This window comes from Nonomuraea sp. B10E15, assembly GCF_039871615.1.
Taxonomy (GTDB): Bacteria; Actinomycetota; Actinomycetes; order Streptosporangiales; family Streptosporangiaceae; genus Nonomuraea.
In genome coordinates this window covers 52,815-68,090 of sequence record NZ_JBDPMB010000030.1, presented here as the reverse complement: position 1 = coordinate 68,090, position 15,276 = coordinate 52,815, and the positions used below count along the sequence as shown (strand labels likewise).

The following is a 15,276-nucleotide window of genomic DNA, read 5'->3' as shown; positions in this document are numbered from 1 at the left end:
CAACACCCCAACGACAACAGGATTGCCGTTCAGACGACGAACTCGATTGGTTCGTACGGCGGCCTACCCTCCGCCGGCGTCAATGGTTCGGTTCCATGAAGACGGTGGGCACCTTGTTGTCCTCCACGATGCGGCCGAGCAGGACACCGAGCGTGTCGCGCTCGACGGGAGCGAACCCGGCAGCAAGTTCCTCGATGCGACGGCAGGCCTCGGCGTAGAACTCGTCGGCGAGCTTGGCCCCCCGCCTGGTGAGGGCCACCCGCACCGCACGGAGGTCGCGCGGATCAGATCCACGCTGGACCAGGCCATTGCGCTCGCTCCGGTCCACCAGGCCGGTCAGGCTCGACTTGGCCAGCCCCAGCATCGCGCCCAGTTCGCTCATGCCGTACGGCTGCGCCATCAGGACACACAACAGCTGGCCCTGCTGCTGGGTGAGTCCGTACTCGCGGGCGCATTCCGTGTACACGGCGTTCACCAGAAATGTGGACCGCACCAATGCGGCCACCACTCCGAGCGGACCGTCAACCTGCTTGCTCACTACCCAAGGGTAACAAATTCGCGGGACGAACTACGTCCCCGCACGGCCTGCCCGCGCCGAGGGTCCCTGGGCCGGGGCGGCTTCAGGGAGCTGTTGCTGGAAGCCGTCTCGGGAGGTCGGGCCGCGAACCCATGACTTCGGGTTGAGGTTCGGTCACTGCTTGGTGGTCTCGGGCTGGGAGCCGAGCGCTTGCCGCAGAACGGCATGCACGTAGTCGGTGTCGGCGGGTGCGTTGTCGATCAGGATGGCGGCACAGAGGCCGTCAGAGGTCGCGACGAGTGCAGTTACGGCATCGGGGGCGTTGGTGCAGTGCTGGGCGAGTTCGGCGACGCTCTCGCGCCAGCGGCGGGCGATGGGGCGTAGGGCGGGTCTTCGGGCGGCGAGCGTCGACAGTTCGCGTTCGGCCAGGGCGCGGTCCCGTCCGGGGCCTGCGGATTCGGCGATGAGCTCGGCGAGGCCGCGAATCTTGTCGTCGCGGTTGTCGATGATGTGGCGGATGCGCGCGGTGTAGGCCTCGACGATGCTGGTCAGGGCAGCGATCAGCAGGTCGTCGATGGTGGCGAAGTAATAGGTGCTCAGGCTGACGGGTATGCCGGCTTCCTTGGCGACGGTGCGGTGGGTGACACCGGCCGCGCCGTCACGCTGGACGACGGCCAGGGTGGCCTCGATGATCTCAGCTCGGCGCTTCTGCCCTCTGGCTCTGCGTGCATCCGTGGATCTGTCGTCGTCGCCCATGCCCCCTCCTGAGCATCAGATTAGACGATCACGGCTGGGTTTCCCCGATGGGGCGGATGTGCCTGAGCATGAGCAGGCACAGCGCGGTCACGACCACAATCGCGGCTCCTGCTGTGAGGGAGGCGATGTTCAGCCCGGTGGTGAACGCTTCCTGCGCGCCTTGGACGGTGTCTGGCGGGAGCCTGTCGGAGACCGCCACGGCGCCGTCCAGGCTGGCGGTGGCGCGGGCGGCGATCTCGGGCGCCACCTGCGACGGCGGCTGGGCCTGGGAACGGTAGACCGCCGTGGTGAGGCTGCCCAGCAGGGCGACCCCGACGGCGAGCCCGAGTTCCTGCACGGTTTCGGACATCGCCGCCGCCGACCCTGACTTCGCGGCCGGAGCGGCCCCGACGACGATGTCGGTGCCCAGCGCGGCGATGGCCCCCAAGCCGAAATAGACGAACGCGAATCCGACCACGATGCTCACCGCGCTGTCGGTGTTCGCCGTCGCGAAGAGTGCGTATCCGATCAGGGAGAGCCCTTGGGTCGCCGCCATGACCGTCCCCGGCCGGATGCTCCTGGCCACGATGGGGGCGCCGATGGCGGCGGCGAACATCGCCAGCGCCGGCGGGCCCATCCACAGGCCGGCCACAGCCGGGGAGAGCCCTTCGACCAACTGCAGGAATTGGGTGACCAGGTACATCGTGCCGCCCACGCTGACGAGCCCGATCAGCAGAACCGCCAAGGCGGCGGAGAAGGCACGGTCGGCGAACAACGTCACGTCCAGCAGCGGGGAGGCGAGCCGGAGTTGCCTGCGGACGAAGGCGAACCCGGCCGCCGCGCCGATCAGTACGAGCAGCAGCGTCAGCACGTCGACCCCGTGCGTGGCGAAGTGCTTCACGGCGTAGACCACCGGCAGGATGGCGACCAACGACAGGGTGACGCTGATGAGGTCGAGCCGTCCCTTGCCGGGCGCCGCGTACTCGGGCAGGAGCGTACGCGCACCGGCCAGAACGATCATCGCCACCGGCACCGCGAGCAGGAAGGCCGCCCCCCACCAGAATCGGTCGACCAGGACGCCGCCCACGATCGGACCGGCGGCCATGCCGAGGGCGAACATGGTGGCCCACACGCCGATGGCCACGGCCCGCTGGCGGACGTCGGTGAACATGTTGCTGATCAGCGACAGCGTTGAGGGCATGAGCGTGGCGCCGGCGATGCCGAGCAGCGCTCGCGCCAGGATCAGCAGGCCGGCGTTCGGGGCGAACGCGGCGACGACCGAAACGGCTGCGAACACTGCCACGCCGATCATCAGCAGGCGCCGCCTGCCGATCCGATCTCCCAGCGTTCCCATCGTGATGAGAAAGCCGGCGATGAAGAAGCCGTAGGCGTCCATGATCCACAACGTCTGTGCGGCGGTGGGATCCAGCTCCGCGGCTATGCTCGGCGACACCAGGTAGAGAACCGTGACGTCCAGCCCCAACAGCACGGTCGGCAGCGCCAGCAGCCCCAGCCCGCACCACTCCCGCACTCCGGCACGTGGCGTCCCCGCATGCGTCACGACGTCCTTCTCCATCGACATACTTGAACCATAGTACAAGTAGTACGTTCGTTCAAAATGTGGACGAGCTCGCCGCGCCCCGGCCGCGGAGCAGGGTGTCCGGCACCCGCGGCGGGCCGGCCACGCCAGAAAGTTCGCGTGACGAACCTTATGGTGCTCATGTGTGGGCAGATTCACGAACATCTTCCCGACGCACGTACTTGAAGTTCGTGTACCGAACTAATATGGTTCGTTACACGAACTTGACTCGGGGGTCGAGGCGTGAGCCGTACAGTGGCGATGGAGATCCGGAAAACCCAGCGAGAAGCGCTCTTCTTCGGCTCATCCAACGTCGCCGGCCGGCACATCGTGCAGGCCAACCGGGGCGCGCCGGGTGTGGACGGGATGACCACGCGGGAGTTACGGCCGTGGATCCGTGAGCACTGGGCGGGTGTCCGGGAGGCGTTGGACGCGGGCACGTATCGGCCGTTGCCGGTCCGCCGGGCGGTGATCCCCAGACCCGGGGGCGGGGAACGCGGCGTTGGGGGTGCCCTCTGTGCTGGACAGGTTGATCCAGCAGGCGATTGCTCAGGTCCTGGCGCCGATCTTCGATCCGTATTTCAGCGTGATCTGGTGTGGAACCCCGGGCGTTCACTGTTCACGGCCGAGAAGCTGACAAAAGTTCTCCTGGGCACCTTGATCACCCAGCTTGCAGCCACTGCTCATCGTCGCCGGTTCGCCGGCAACGGCTCCCGGAACGTCTGCCGCTCGCACACGGCTGTCGTCACACCGGCGTCACGGTGGCACAGCACGGCGAGCGGATCGTTCACCGACACGGACTATCACGTTCCGTCACCACCGAAAGCGGGCCAGAGCCAGTGACCGTACAGACCCTGCCGGGAGTCCGTCTGAAGTGCCACGAGTCTGTAGTGACGATGCACAGGCACGACGAGATGGTCGGCGAAGCGCGGCTCCTGGTAGCGCATTCGTGTATGCGGCGACATTCGACCATAAGCCACATGCGAAGACTTGAAAGTCCTTGAGTGAGGATATAGCGTGATCATTGAGGAGCAAAGATGCCAGGGGGCAAACCACAGCTGTTCAGCGTCGTCGTGTACTCCGTGTCTCGGCCGGAGCATGCCGTTGCCATGATGCTGAACGCTCCTCGGGGCACACTGGGCAGGCGATTGGCAGCGTATGGCCTCAGCAGCCGGTGAGGTAGCGCTGGAAGGTGGGGGTGATCTAGGCGATGCACCTCGCCCGGTTCGGCAGTCACGAGCGCTCGAACCCGAACCGCGTGACGGGCGATGGCCAGCCCGACCATGTGCGCAGGGCACACCTTCGAGTTGCCTGGCACCAGCGTACGGGAGGAGCCCATACAAGCCGCTGCGCACGGCATCAGCCGCGCGAGTTTCAGCCTGCCGTTCAAGGTGCACCGCATCGCCCTGGACATGCAAGGCGTTCCCTACGCCAACATGCTTGCGCTGATCCGGTTCATCGCGCCGTACTCCGCTGTCCATCGGCCAGGCGTCCTCGCCCGCCTGGCCGAGCTGGCACAGGAGTTCGGGCTGCACACGGCTCCCGAACCGGCCCGGGTGGCCAGAGCGTCGGCAAGGGGCTTGGCGAGTCCTTCAGGCAGCACGTGGCGGCGCAGAAGGAGCTGCAGAATCTCGGTGAGCACATGACACTGGCGCTCTCCCGCACGTCCCCGTGCAGGCGTGCAGCAGGTCCTGACGCGGCCTCCCGCTCTTTCCGCCTCACCCCGGGCGAGCGCTGGTGAGCGTCGCCAAGGACCGGGGCGGGCTGACGGACCTGCTGCGCGGCCCGCGCGACTGGCGTCGCAGATCCACGAAGCTGTATCCGCTCGGCGCCAACGCCGCGGCGACCCGTGCAGACGCCAACGGAAGGTTCGGCTGGGAGTTCGTCTACTTCCCTGCCATCGCCCGAGGGACGCCGGCCGCCGTACTGCTCGGCTGCGCCCTACCTGTTCTGTCCGCCGGGGCGAGCCTGGCTCTGCCGCTCACTGACGATCTGCTGCCTGCCGGCGTGATCTTGCTGCTGACGCTCGCCACTGGGTTCGGCATGTCGCTTGGCGTCTCACTGGCCTGCGCGTACGTGGTGGGCCGCCCGTACTGGCAACCTGGTGTCGTCAGTCTGCTGCTGCTCGCCATGGCCGCGGGAATACCGTTCGGCCTGGTAGCGCAGGCATGGGATCAGAGCGGGCCCCAACCCCAGGTGATCGAGTACGTCTTGCGATGGCTCACCGTCCAAGGACCACTCATGGCAGTCGCGTGCTGTGTGGCGGGAGTGCTGTGGTTGCCAGTGGCCTGGTGGCTCTACCGGCGTCGCGGAGTATCCCGGGTCACCCTGTGAAGCGGCCGTCCAGCGAAGGGTGCAGGACGCCGACCACCGCAAGCCAGAACGTCTGTGCACGGCACGCCAGGTCTTCGCCGCGCGGTTTCACTGTGGTGACCGCCCTCAATATCAGCAATGCCCGGCGTTGGCCCGCATGAAGTTCGACATCGCGTCGCTCACGCCGTGGTTCGCACGGGTTCGATCCGAACCGGGACACCGTTGAGCACCGCTGTAGCGCTGGCGTCGTCGAGCACCCCGGGGTCGGTGACGTCGTTGGCGCTGGCGCCGGGTACTGCGGAGGCGATGGCCATCCGGGTGCCCGGACGCTGGTGACCGTAGCCGTGCGGCAGACTGACCACGCCGCGCATCACCTCATCAGTGGCCTTGACCTCGACCATCACCCGACCGGAGCGCGACCGTACGTATGCCGTGTCGCCGTCGTTCAACCCGAACACGGCCAGATCTGCGGGGTTGACCAGCAGATGATGCCGAGGTGCTCCCTTGATCAGGCGCCCGCTGTTGTGCATCCAAGAGTTGTTGTCCCGCAGATGGCGCCGGCCGATGAGCAGCAACTCGCCGTCCTCTGGCGCGGAGTCGCGCAGTCGCGGCAGGTCGTCGAGCAGCTCGCGTGGCGCCAGGTCGATGCGCTTGTCCGGGGTGTGTAGCCGTTCGGGCAGCGCGGGACGTAGCGAACCGAGATCGATCCCTGCCGGGTTGCGGCGCAGCTTGCGCAGTGAAAGCCGGTACGGCCCGAGCCGCAGTCCGAGGTCGATCATGCGGTTGGGGCTGAGCGAAAGCATCAGCCGCTCCTTCATCGTGCCGCGCGGTCGATATCGCCTGGCCAGTTCCTGGAAGATCTCCCACTCGTGCCTTGCGTCAGCGGAGCGGGGGAACAGCGCGGGGCTGAAGCGCGCGGTATTGCGCACAGCCAGCGCGTTGAAGAGCACGTCATAGTGGTCGCGCTCAAAATGCCCGGTCGGTGGGAGGATGACGTGGGCATGCCTGGTGGTCTCGTTGACGTAGAAGTCGATCGCCGCCATGAACTCCAGCCCCGCCAGCGCGTGGTTCAGCCGATGACCGCCAGGTGAGGACAACACCGGGTTGCCCGCCACGGTCAGCAAGGCCCGGATCTGGCCGGGGCCGGGCGTCTCGATCTCGTCGGCCAGCGTGGCGACGGTGAACTCGCCGCTGAAGTCAGGCAGCCCACGCACACGCGATCGGTGCGAGCCGACATGTCCGGGTGCGAGCGTGCCGCTGTCGATACCGTCCACCGCCGGCCTGGTGAACATCAGGCCGCCTGGCCGGTCCAGGTTGCCGGTGACGATATTGAGCAGCTGAACCGCCCAGTGGGCGAGCGCGCCGTACCGCTGGGTGCTTAGACCCGTTCTCGAGTAGCACGTGGCAGACTTCGCCATGGCGAACTCTCGGGCCACCCGCCTGATCACGGCTTCGTCGACCCCTGACCATCGCGCCGCCAGGGCCGGGGTGAGGTCGGCGATGCCCCGCCGTACCTCGTCGAGACCGTCTGCGTAAGCCGGCAGGGTGGCCAGGCCCTCCTCCAGAACCACGTTGACCATCGCCAGCAGGACAGCCGCGTCAGCGCTTGGCCTGATGAAGTGGTGCTCGTCGGCGACCTTGGCGGTCTCGGTCCTGCGCGGATCGAACACCACGAGCTTGCCGCCGCGTCCGCGCATCTCACGCAGCCTGCGCGGGAAGCCAGGCGCGGTCATGAGGCTTCCGTTGGAGGCGATCGGGTTGGCGCCGAACACGAGCAGGTAGTGGGTGCGGTCCACGTCGGGAATCGGGAGCAACCACTGGTGACCGTACATCAGCAGCGCTACCAACTGGGCCGGCCAGGTGTCCGCCGAGCCGGCAGAGTATTTGTTGCTGGTACGCAGCAGGTCGACGAACGCCGGTGCATGGGTCATCGCGCCGAGGCTGTGAGTGACCGGATTGCCCAGGTACGCGCCCACGGCGTCGGGCCCATGTTCGGCTCTGATACGCGACAGCTCGCCGGCGACCAAATCGAACGCCTCGTCCCAGCCGACCTCGTGCCATTCGTCGCCGACCCTGCGGACCGGACGCCGCAGGCGATCGGGATCATGGTGCAGGTCGGCCAGTGCTACGCCCTTGGGGCAGATGTGCCCATGGGAGAGTGGGTCCTCCTCCAGCCCTTTGATCGACACCACGTGCTCGCCCTGGACCCGTACCCGCAGGCCACAGACCGCTTCGCACAGGTTGCACACGCTGTGCCGCTCGCTTGCCGTCATCCTTGCCGCCATGTCCTGGAACCTACCGCTGCCACGTCGGTGGAGACGCTGTGCTGCCCAGCCGCCTGCCCACCGTAAGCGGCAGGCCGAAAGGCGACAGGATCGACGGCGGGCCCAACCGCGGAGAGCCGCATTGCGTCTTCGGCGAAGACGGGCCCGCCTGTGCCGCGCCCCCTCCGGCCTCCACGACAGAGATGTCCGCAGCGGCCGGCAGGGCGAAGACGAACTGTTCTCTCATGCTTCCTCTGGTGATCGGGTCTGAACATCACCTCGGTCGGCGCCGGCTTCGGCACCGGCAGATCGACCAGCTCGAACGGCTCGGTCCCGCTCCGGTCCCGCTGCCGGATCGCGCGCATTCCCACTCCTCAGGTCATCCACATCCGGGGCGAAACGCTAACCGGGCGGTGGCGGGCGCGGAATCTGCCATGCGGCTCGTCATCCACGCGTCTTTCACAGGTGGCCGCCGGGCGCGGGGCGGCGGGGAGAGCAAAAGGGACATCAACTCGCGCAATGCCCGCTGAATCCTCGTGTACGGCAGATCAGGCCGTGCGCGGTAGATCCAGGTGCAGCGCGGTCAAAGCAGACTCGGAGGCGCGGATCGCGCTGTTGACGGAGATCTCACCGCGCATCCCGGGGGCCGCGACCATGTCGCCGGCCAGGAACACGCCGTCGCCCCGATCGATCGCGGGGCGGTCGCGCCAGGTGCGCCCGGGCAGGTCCAGCGCGCCCGTCCGCCCTTTGGCCGTGCCGACGCGCTGCCAGGTCACCCGATCGCGCCAGCCGGGCACGGTTTGGTCGGCGAACGCCTGCACCCGCTCCCGCGCGGCCGCCTTGCCCTCCCCAACGCGAACCGGCAGGTCGATTTGAAAGAGCGATTCGCTCGCGGGCGCGATCGTGGGGTCCTGCATGGAGTAGCTCTCGTGGAAGCCGCCGGCGTCGAGGTCCCAGCAGATGAACCGGTCGCGCCGGCTGCTGCGTACCGCCAGGTCGAACATCACGCACTCGCCGCACTCCCAGTGCAGCGTGTCGTCGCCGAGCAACTGCCGGGCCGACGCCAGCTCGGTCGCGACGATCGTCAGCTCGCCGGGCAGTTCGGTGACCCGGGAGCCGAGTTCGATGCGCACGCCCAGCTCGTGTGCGCGGGCGGCCATCCGGTCGATGACCGCCTGCCAACCGCCGATCGCCCAGCGGACCGCGGGTGGCCCGGGTGCGAAGACGCGGCGGAGCAGGTTCCACACGAAGGCCGCCGACAGCCGTCCGGTGTCGGCGTCGAAGGTGACCACGCTGATGGCGTTGGCCGCGACGCGCGCGATCCGCTCGCCGTACCGGCTGGAAGCCCAGGTGAAGAAGTCCACGTCGACGGGCGCCACCCGGCTCCGGTCCAGGAACATCATCCGGACGAAGCCCGCGGGCGGCAGCCGGCGCAGCCGACCGTCCACCAGGAACGAGATCTTGGCGGCGTCGCGCACGGGTGGCCGGCCGAGCGGGCCGGTCAGTCCACGCTCGACCATCCAGTTCCAGTGCGGGCCGTCGGCGTAGAAGACGTGCGCGCCCTCGTGGGCGACGTATGGCGCGGGCGTGGCGCGGCCTCGTCCGCCCAACGTGCGGTGCGCCTCGTGCAGAGTCACGTCGGCGCCCGCCTCCGCGCAGGTGATGGCCGCGGTCAAGCCAGCCAGGCCGCCACCGATTACGGTAATCTTCTTCGTCACGCCGTCTCACGTTATGCCACGGCCCCGGAGCGCGAATCCGCCATTTGACCAGGCGACGAGTCGCCGACCGCCGAGCTGGCCAAGGACACAGGTAGCGCTGGAGCGCCGGGCCGACCTGGTCGACCACCTCGCCGCGGTCCCCGGCGGCCAGTTGCCCGGCCGGCAGCAGGTGCCACTCCCCCACCAAGACCGACCGCCACGGGGGTGGCAGGGCTGCGCGCCAGTACGGCAAGCAGTTCGGCCGTGGCCGGATCGTCGAGGAGGCGCAGGAACCGGTCCGCCGGCCACCTCGGAAGTGGTAGCTCATCATCCGGCTGTCGACCCCCGCCGCACGGGCGATCGAACGCATCGGCACCAGGTCGTAGCCGTGCGTCGAGCCGCGTCAACGATCCTCGCCCGCGTCGTCGACGGGCCCCGGCGCCGGTCTCTTGCGATCGTCAGCGGGTCTCCATGCGGCTCGGGCGGGTCCTTCTGGTGCAGGTGTGATGAGCACGCTGGGACCCCGGGGCGCCTGGCCGAATCCGGCAGATGACCGGGTGTACGGCGCGATCCCTCCATACGGCACCCCGCCGTTCCTCCCGAGTCGCGGCTCGCGCATTATGTCTCATGGAGGAGACTTTCGAGTCTCCATGCGAAGACTTGAGGACGAACCGACGGAGGCGGACGGCGATGCTCTACGGACGAGGTGAGGAGCAGACCGTGATCACGCGACTGCTCGGCGACGCGGGCAACGGCCTGAGCGGTGCGCTCATCGTGCGGGGTGCGACAGGGGTGGGCAAGTCCGCCCTGCTCGACCAGGCGGCGGTGCTGGCCGGCGATCGGATGCTGGTGCTGCGCGGGGCCGGCATCCAGCCGGAGATGGAGCTGCCCTTCGCCGGATTGCACCTGCTGCTGCACTCGGTGCTCGACGGGATCGACGCGCTACCGACGGAGCAGGCACGCGCGCTGCGCGGTGCTCTCGGTCTGGAGCGATTCGCCGCCAGCGACCGGTTCCTGGTCGGATTGGCGGTGCTGACCCTCCTCGCCAACACCGCGGACGAGCGCCCGCTGGTCTGCCTGATCGACGACGCTCACTGGCTCGACCAGGCGTCCGCGGAGGCGCTGCTGTTCGCCGCGCGCCGGCTGGACGCCGAGGGCGTGGTGCTGGTCTTCGCCGCGCGCGACGACGAGGGGCTGTTCGATGCTCCCGGGGTGCGCGAGCTCCGGCTCCGCGCGCTCGAAGCCACCGCGGCGGAACAGTTGCTCGACTCACACGCCCCGGATCTCGCACCGGAGGTGCGCCGCGGCCTGCTCACGGAGGCCCAGGGCAACCCGCTGGCGCTGATCGAGCTGCCCGCCACGCTGACCGGCGCACAACGGTCCGGCGAGGTGCCACTGCACGCCGTCGGCATGAGCCCGGTGCCCAGCCGGATCCTGCGCGGCTTCCACGAGCGCATCGCCGCACTGCCTGCCGATGCCAGAACGCTGCTGCTGGTCGCGGCCTGCGACGACGGCACCCTTGACCTGGTGCTCGACGCGATCAAGCACCTCGGCGGCAGCCTGTACGACGCCGAGCCCGCCGAGGCCGCCGGGCTCGTCCGGATCGCCGACGGCCGGATCGTCTTCCGCCACCCGCTGGTCAGAACCGCGGCCTACCAGCACGCGCCAGCCGCGGCCCGGCAGGCGGCACACCGCGCGCTGGCCAAGTCGCTGGACGGCCATCCGGACGCAATCGGCCGGATGGCCTGGCATCTGGCCCTGGCCACCACCGGGTCAGACGAGGCCGTGGCCGCAGCGCTGGAACGCGGCGCGGAACAGGCCGAGGGCAAGGGCGGCCACGCCGGCGCTTCCGCCGCCTACGAGCGGGCCGCCCAGCTCACGCCCGACCCGGCCGAGCGCGGCCGGCGTCTGGCCGCCGCCGCGCGCTCCGCCGCCGAGCTGGGCCAGTATCACCGCGCCGGAGCGCTCGCCGACCGGGCGGCGCCCGACCTGAGCGAGCCACTCGAGTCAGCCCGGCTGGCGCAGGTCCGCGCCGCCGTAGCCACCGCCCAAGGCGACCTCGACACCGCGCACACCACTCTCGCCGGCGCCGCGGACGCGGTCCGCGAGCAGGGTGTGGACGACCTGGCCGCCGAGATGTACTTCGACGCGATCACCGCCGCCTGGCTGGCCTGCGACTTCGCCGCGGTCACCCGCACTGCTACCCGTGCCACCGGAATCCGGCGGGCGCACCCGCTGCTGCGGGCTGCCTCCGGACTCGGCCGGATGGCCGCCGAGGAGCCGCCCGTCGCGCTGTCGTCCATGCGCGAGGTGATCGAAGGGCTGGCCCGGTCGGACCGGCCGGCCGATCTCCACCGCCGCGCTGCCCTGGCCCTCTGGGACCTCCTCATCGGCGACGACACCGCCGCCTACCACCGGGCCGTGGCCATTGAACGCGAGTCACGCACGTCAGGTGCGGTTGGCGTGTTGCCGATGGCGCTCGTCCTGCTGGCCCGCGCGCAGATGTTCATGGGCCGGTATCGCGACTCTCTGTCCAGCGCGCAGGAGGGCTACCGCATCGCCAGGGACATCGGCCAGCACCATCACCAGGCCCTGCTGACCGGCATCATGACCTACGTGGCGGCGGCCCAGGGTGACGAGGAGCGCTGCCAGGCCCACGCCGCCGAGATCGCGGACGTGACCGACGGGGCGACCAGCGGCATGCGTTGCGCCGCGCTCAACCTGCTCGATCTCGCGGGCGGCAGACACGAGGCGATCATCCGCCGGGCACTGGAGTTCGACCGGCACTCCCCCGCGGCGCGCACGATGATGGTCCTGCACCGCACCCAGGACGTGGTGGAGGCCGCGGTCCGGCTGGACCGAACCGACCTCGCTCGTGCCGCCGCGGCGCGCGTGCAGGCGTCCGCGACGGCGACCGGGCAGCCCTGGGCCTGGGCCGTGGCCCTTCGATGTCGAGCGCTGCTGGCTCCGGCGGAGGAGGCGGGCGACCACTTCGAGCAGGCGGTGCGGCTCCACCAGCAGAGCGGCCGGCCGCTTGAACGGGCGCGCACCGAACTGCTGTACGGCGAATGGCTGCGCAGGAACCGCCGCAAGCTCGAGTCCCGGCAACCGCTCGAGTCGGCCCTGGAGATCTTCCAGCGGCTCGAGGCGCGCCCCTGGGCCGATCGGACGCAGGGCGAGCTGCGCGCCGCCGGCAAGCGACACCTGGCAGCGAACGCGCCCACCGGCCTGATCGACCAGCTCACCGCCCAGGAGCTGCAGATCGTCCGGCTGGCGGCCTCGGGCATGAGCAACAGGGAGATCGCGGCCCAGCTGTTCCTGAGCCCGCGGACCATCGGCTACCACCTGCACAAGGCCTTTCCCAAGCTCCAGGTTGCGAGCCGGGGCGAGCTGGCGCAGCTCGCGCTATCCCCGGAGGCCGAGACGCCATGAGCGAAGATGCGCGGCCAGCTCGCAGGTGCTCAGGCCGAGCTGCTCGCACATGTGATTCAGGTCGAAGAAGAGCAGTTCGCGATGGATCAACCCGTCGTGCACCTTCCAGAGACTCGCGAACGACAGCGTGAACCGGCGGCCGGTGGCCGGCAGGCCCGCCAGCGGCGCCTCCATGGTCGCGCTGATCAGCCCCATCCCCACGACCAGCTTCTCCTTCAGGCGCAACTCGCCGAGCCGCAGGTCGTAGTCGGGAAAGGTGCGGAGCAGCGCGGCGACCGCTTCCCGCACCCGGTGCCGACCGCGCGACAGCAGCCCGAACGGGATCGACTCCCGGACCACGTCCGGATGGCAGGCGTTCACCACGGCGACCAGGTCGCCCGCGCTCTGCGCGGCGGCGTAGCCGCGGACCACCTCATCCGGCTGCGACCCTCTTCGCATGGCAACCTCGTTCGTCGAGTTGTCGTGGGTTCTGCGGAGAACTTAAGGCGACTCGTACTTCCCCTGCATCCGTCACATGACCTGACCCTCCACAAGAGGCTTTCAGAAGTGAATTCTCATGCTTCAATAACAGGAAGTGCTTAGTTAAACTCCTCACCAAAAGGACATGCGAATGACCACCTTCGTTCTCGTACACGGTTCCTGGCACGACCCCTCGGCCTGGGACCGGCTCGTCCCGTACCTGCACGAAGCGGGCCACCACACGATCACGCCGGACCTCGACCCCGACGCCGGACTGGCAGAGCACGCCGAGCAGATCGTCGCCGTGCTCGACCAGGCCGCTCGGGCGGCGTCGGACCTGGTCCTCGTCGGGCACAGCTACGCGGGCCTCGTGGTACGGCAGGCCGCCGACCAGCGGCCGCGGCGCGTGCGGCACATCATCCTGGTGGACGGCTGGGCGGGCCCGGACGGCGCCAGTCTGTTCGACCTGGCACCCGAGCCGTTCGTCGCCGCGCTGCGTGGCGCGGCCCGGCCGCACGAGGGCGGACCCGTGATCCCCGCCCCCGCGCCGGCCCGCTACGGCGTCACCGGCGAGGAGGACGCCCGCTGGCTGTCCACGCGCCTGCGGCCCCAGGCGCTGCGGTCCTTCAGCGAACCCAGCCGGCTCACCGGCGCGGTCGACACGATCAGCGGCACGGCCGTCTGCTGCCGCCCGCCGTCCCAGGCGTTCGAAGCCCTGGCCAGGGCGATCGGATATCGCACGGTCGCCTGCGACGGCCCGCACGACATCATGGTCACCCACCCCGAACCACTGGCCCGGCTGCTGCTCGACGCGGTGACGCTTCAAGAAACGGAAGCGTGAAGACTAGAATGACGAAGTGGAGCAGCGGACCTACAACCAGTACTGCGCGACCGCGCGCACCCTTGACCTGATCGGCGAGCGTTGGACCCTCCTCCTGGTGCGCGAGCTGCTCACCGGCCCCAAACGCTTCAGGGATCTGCTGGCCAACCTGCCCGGGCTCGGCACGGGCCTGCTGGCCGCCCGGCTGAAGCACCTCGAAGGCGAGGGCCTCATCCGTAGGACCACGCTTCCGCCGCCCGCTCGCACGCCCGCCTACGACCTCACCGAGGCCGGGCGGGAACTCGGCCCCACGGTCCTCGCCATGGCCCGCTGGGGGATGAAGTGGGCAATGGACAACCGGCGGCCGGCGGAGACCTTCCGCTCCGGATGGGCGATGCTCGGACTGCAAGCCTGCTTCAGCCCGGACGCCGCCGCCGGCCTGCGCGCCGTCATCGAGTTCCGCATCGACGAGGAGACCTTTCACGCCCGCGTCCACGACGGCACCGTCGACATGGTCCACACGCCCGCACAGGCCCCGGACGCCACCGTCACCATCGACGGCGCCACCTTCCTCTCGATCGCCGAAGGCCACACCACGCTCGCCGACGCCCTGAGCGCCGGCACCGCCACGACCGTCGGCGCCCCCTGGCTGCTGCGCAAGCTCCCCCGCCTGTTCCGCCAGCCCTCACCTGTGCCACGCAACGGTTGACCGCCTGCCCTGTGGTCCTGCATGCGGATTGTTCAAGGGTGCGCAGCGACGCCTGGAACAGGTGCTGGTGGGCGTTGATCAGGCCGGGCACGGCGAGCAGGCCGGTGCCGTCGATGATCCGGTCGGCGGCGCCGGTGGTGCGCTTCGAGGAGCGGTCGGCGCCGACGCGGCGGACGATCCGTCCCTGGACCTGACGCGCGTCCGCGTCAGGAGGTCGGCCGCGCTGGAGCCATGGAACCGCGGCGAGAACGAGGCGATGAACGGTACAACTCGACGATCTGGCCGCCGAGGTCGATCTCGGCCTAGGACTCGAAGACGATGTCCGGGAGCCTCCAGGTTGCGAAGGAGTCGCACTCGGCCTCGGCGCCGTACATGTTGTTCGAGCGCATTTCCTTTCCGTACGCGAGATCGTCCATCTTGTCGCGGGCGCTCCGTGACGTGATCACGCTACGTCGTCAGGGAAGGAGATGTTCCCGAACGTGTGGTCGCCGTGGTAGGCCGTGTTGGCGAGATAGCGGAAGCTCAGGACCGGCGGGGCCGCGGTTCGGGCCGAAGTATCCAGCCGGTCGTTCCCTGATCTCGCGATTGAGAAGGTGTCTCATCAGGTCGGACATCTCGTCCTGTTCTCCGCCGTGAGACGCCGAGTAGCACAGGTAATCCTGGATGTAAACGAACGTATGCAAATGACTGTTTGCTGTAACCGCCCCATGGCGTGAGCCGGTCGTGTGACGGATTCGTGTGCGGGCCGCGC

Annotated in this window: 13 protein-coding genes; 6 read left to right on the top strand and 7 right to left on the bottom strand. The window is 69.2% G+C overall.

Annotated elements, in window-relative coordinates:
- Positions 1-79 precede the first annotated feature (79 nt).
- The 3 genes from ABGB14_RS45025 to ABGB14_RS45015 form a co-directional block, all read right to left on the bottom strand.
- Positions 80-538: a MarR family transcriptional regulator gene (locus ABGB14_RS45025; protein ID WP_347650024.1), complete on the bottom strand. Its 459-nt coding sequence runs from the start codon at positions 536-538 to the stop codon at positions 80-82.
- Positions 539-691: 153 nt separating this feature from the next.
- A complete protein-coding gene (locus ABGB14_RS45020; RefSeq protein ID WP_347650023.1) occupies positions 692-1,273 on the bottom strand; it encodes a TetR family transcriptional regulator in 582 nt (193 codons plus the stop codon).
- A 28-nt stretch (positions 1,274-1,301) separates the two neighbouring features.
- The gene (locus tag ABGB14_RS45015; protein WP_347650022.1) at positions 1,302-2,834 is read right to left on the bottom strand and encodes an MFS transporter; all 1,533 of its coding nucleotides are present in this window, start codon (positions 2,832-2,834) and stop codon (positions 1,302-1,304) included.
- 258 nt (positions 2,835-3,092) lie between these two features.
- Between ABGB14_RS45015 and ABGB14_RS45010 the strand changes: the two genes are divergently transcribed.
- Positions 3,093-3,674 carry a hypothetical protein gene (locus ABGB14_RS45010; protein WP_347650021.1) on the top strand — a complete coding sequence of 194 codons (582 nt, stop codon included), beginning with the start codon at positions 3,093-3,095 and terminating at the stop codon, positions 3,672-3,674.
- A gap of 894 nt (positions 3,675-4,568) precedes the next feature.
- A complete protein-coding gene (locus ABGB14_RS45005; protein ID WP_347650020.1) occupies positions 4,569-5,165 on the top strand; it encodes a hypothetical protein in 597 nt (198 codons plus the stop codon).
- Between the two features lie 158 nt (positions 5,166-5,323).
- Here ABGB14_RS45005 and ABGB14_RS45000 read toward each other — a convergent pair whose 3' ends face one another.
- Together ABGB14_RS45000 and ABGB14_RS44995 are read right to left on the bottom strand one after the other, a co-directional pair.
- Positions 5,324-7,429 (bottom strand): molybdopterin-dependent oxidoreductase, encoded by a 2,106-nt coding sequence (locus ABGB14_RS45000; protein WP_347650019.1) that lies wholly within the window; start codon positions 7,427-7,429, stop codon positions 5,324-5,326.
- Between the two features lie 527 nt (positions 7,430-7,956).
- On the bottom strand, positions 7,957-9,126 hold the full coding sequence (locus ABGB14_RS44995) for an FAD-dependent oxidoreductase (protein ID WP_347650018.1): 1,170 nt from the start codon (positions 9,124-9,126) through the stop codon (positions 7,957-7,959).
- A gap of 669 nt (positions 9,127-9,795) precedes the next feature.
- On the opposite strand from ABGB14_RS44995, the gene ABGB14_RS44990 reads away from it, so the two are divergent.
- Positions 9,796-12,537 (top strand): AAA family ATPase, encoded by a 2,742-nt coding sequence (locus ABGB14_RS44990; RefSeq protein ID WP_347650017.1) that lies wholly within the window; start codon positions 9,796-9,798, stop codon positions 12,535-12,537.
- On the opposite strand, the gene ABGB14_RS44985 is transcribed toward ABGB14_RS44990, so the two are convergent.
- Positions 12,511-12,975 (bottom strand): ester cyclase, encoded by a 465-nt coding sequence (locus ABGB14_RS44985; RefSeq protein WP_347650016.1) that lies wholly within the window; start codon positions 12,973-12,975, stop codon positions 12,511-12,513. The two genes, ABGB14_RS44990 and ABGB14_RS44985, sit on opposite strands and share 27 nt — an antisense overlap.
- Positions 12,976-13,147: 172 nt before the next feature.
- On the opposite strand from ABGB14_RS44985, the gene ABGB14_RS44980 reads away from it, so the two are divergent.
- From ABGB14_RS44980 to ABGB14_RS44970, 3 genes are read left to right on the top strand one after another with little or no spacing between them, the layout of a single operon-like run.
- Complete coding sequence (locus tag ABGB14_RS44980) at positions 13,148-13,837, top strand: alpha/beta fold hydrolase (RefSeq protein WP_347650015.1); 690 nt, start codon at positions 13,148-13,150, stop codon at positions 13,835-13,837.
- Positions 13,838-13,853: 16 nt separating this feature from the next.
- On the top strand, positions 13,854-14,525 hold the full coding sequence (locus ABGB14_RS44975; protein WP_347650014.1) for a winged helix-turn-helix transcriptional regulator: 672 nt from the start codon (positions 13,854-13,856) through the stop codon (positions 14,523-14,525).
- A gap of 38 nt (positions 14,526-14,563) precedes the next feature.
- Positions 14,564-14,719 carry a hypothetical protein gene (locus ABGB14_RS44970; protein WP_347650013.1) on the top strand — a complete coding sequence of 52 codons (156 nt, stop codon included), beginning with the start codon at positions 14,564-14,566 and terminating at the stop codon, positions 14,717-14,719.
- A 108-nt stretch (positions 14,720-14,827) separates the two neighbouring features.
- On the opposite strand, the gene ABGB14_RS44965 is transcribed toward ABGB14_RS44970, so the two are convergent.
- Positions 14,828-14,971, bottom strand: a complete 144-nt coding sequence (locus tag ABGB14_RS44965; protein WP_347650012.1) for a hypothetical protein — start codon at positions 14,969-14,971, stop codon at positions 14,828-14,830.
- Between the last annotated feature and the right edge of the window lie 305 nt (positions 14,972-15,276).

What these genes read in the sequence shown, in the direction of transcription:
- ABGB14_RS45020 (WP_347650023.1), bottom strand. Translation starts at nt 1,273, where the DNA reads ATGGGCGACGACGACAGATCCACGGATGCACGCAGAGCCAGAGGGCAG.
- ABGB14_RS45015 (WP_347650022.1), bottom strand. Translation starts at nt 2,834, where the DNA reads ATGTCGATGGAGAAGGACGTCGTGACGCATGCGGGGACGCCACGTGCC.
- ABGB14_RS45010 (WP_347650021.1), top strand. Translation starts at nt 3,093, where the DNA reads ATGGAGATCCGGAAAACCCAGCGAGAAGCGCTCTTCTTCGGCTCATCC.
- ABGB14_RS45000 (WP_347650019.1), bottom strand. Translation starts at nt 7,429, where the DNA reads ATGGCGGCAAGGATGACGGCAAGCGAGCGGCACAGCGTGTGCAACCTG.
- ABGB14_RS44990 (WP_347650017.1), top strand. Translation starts at nt 9,796, where the DNA reads ATGCTCTACGGACGAGGTGAGGAGCAGACCGTGATCACGCGACTGCTC.
- ABGB14_RS44985 (WP_347650016.1), bottom strand. Translation starts at nt 12,975, where the DNA reads ATGCGAAGAGGGTCGCAGCCGGATGAGGTGGTCCGCGGCTACGCCGCC.
- ABGB14_RS44980 (WP_347650015.1), top strand. Translation starts at nt 13,148, where the DNA reads ATGACCACCTTCGTTCTCGTACACGGTTCCTGGCACGACCCCTCGGCC.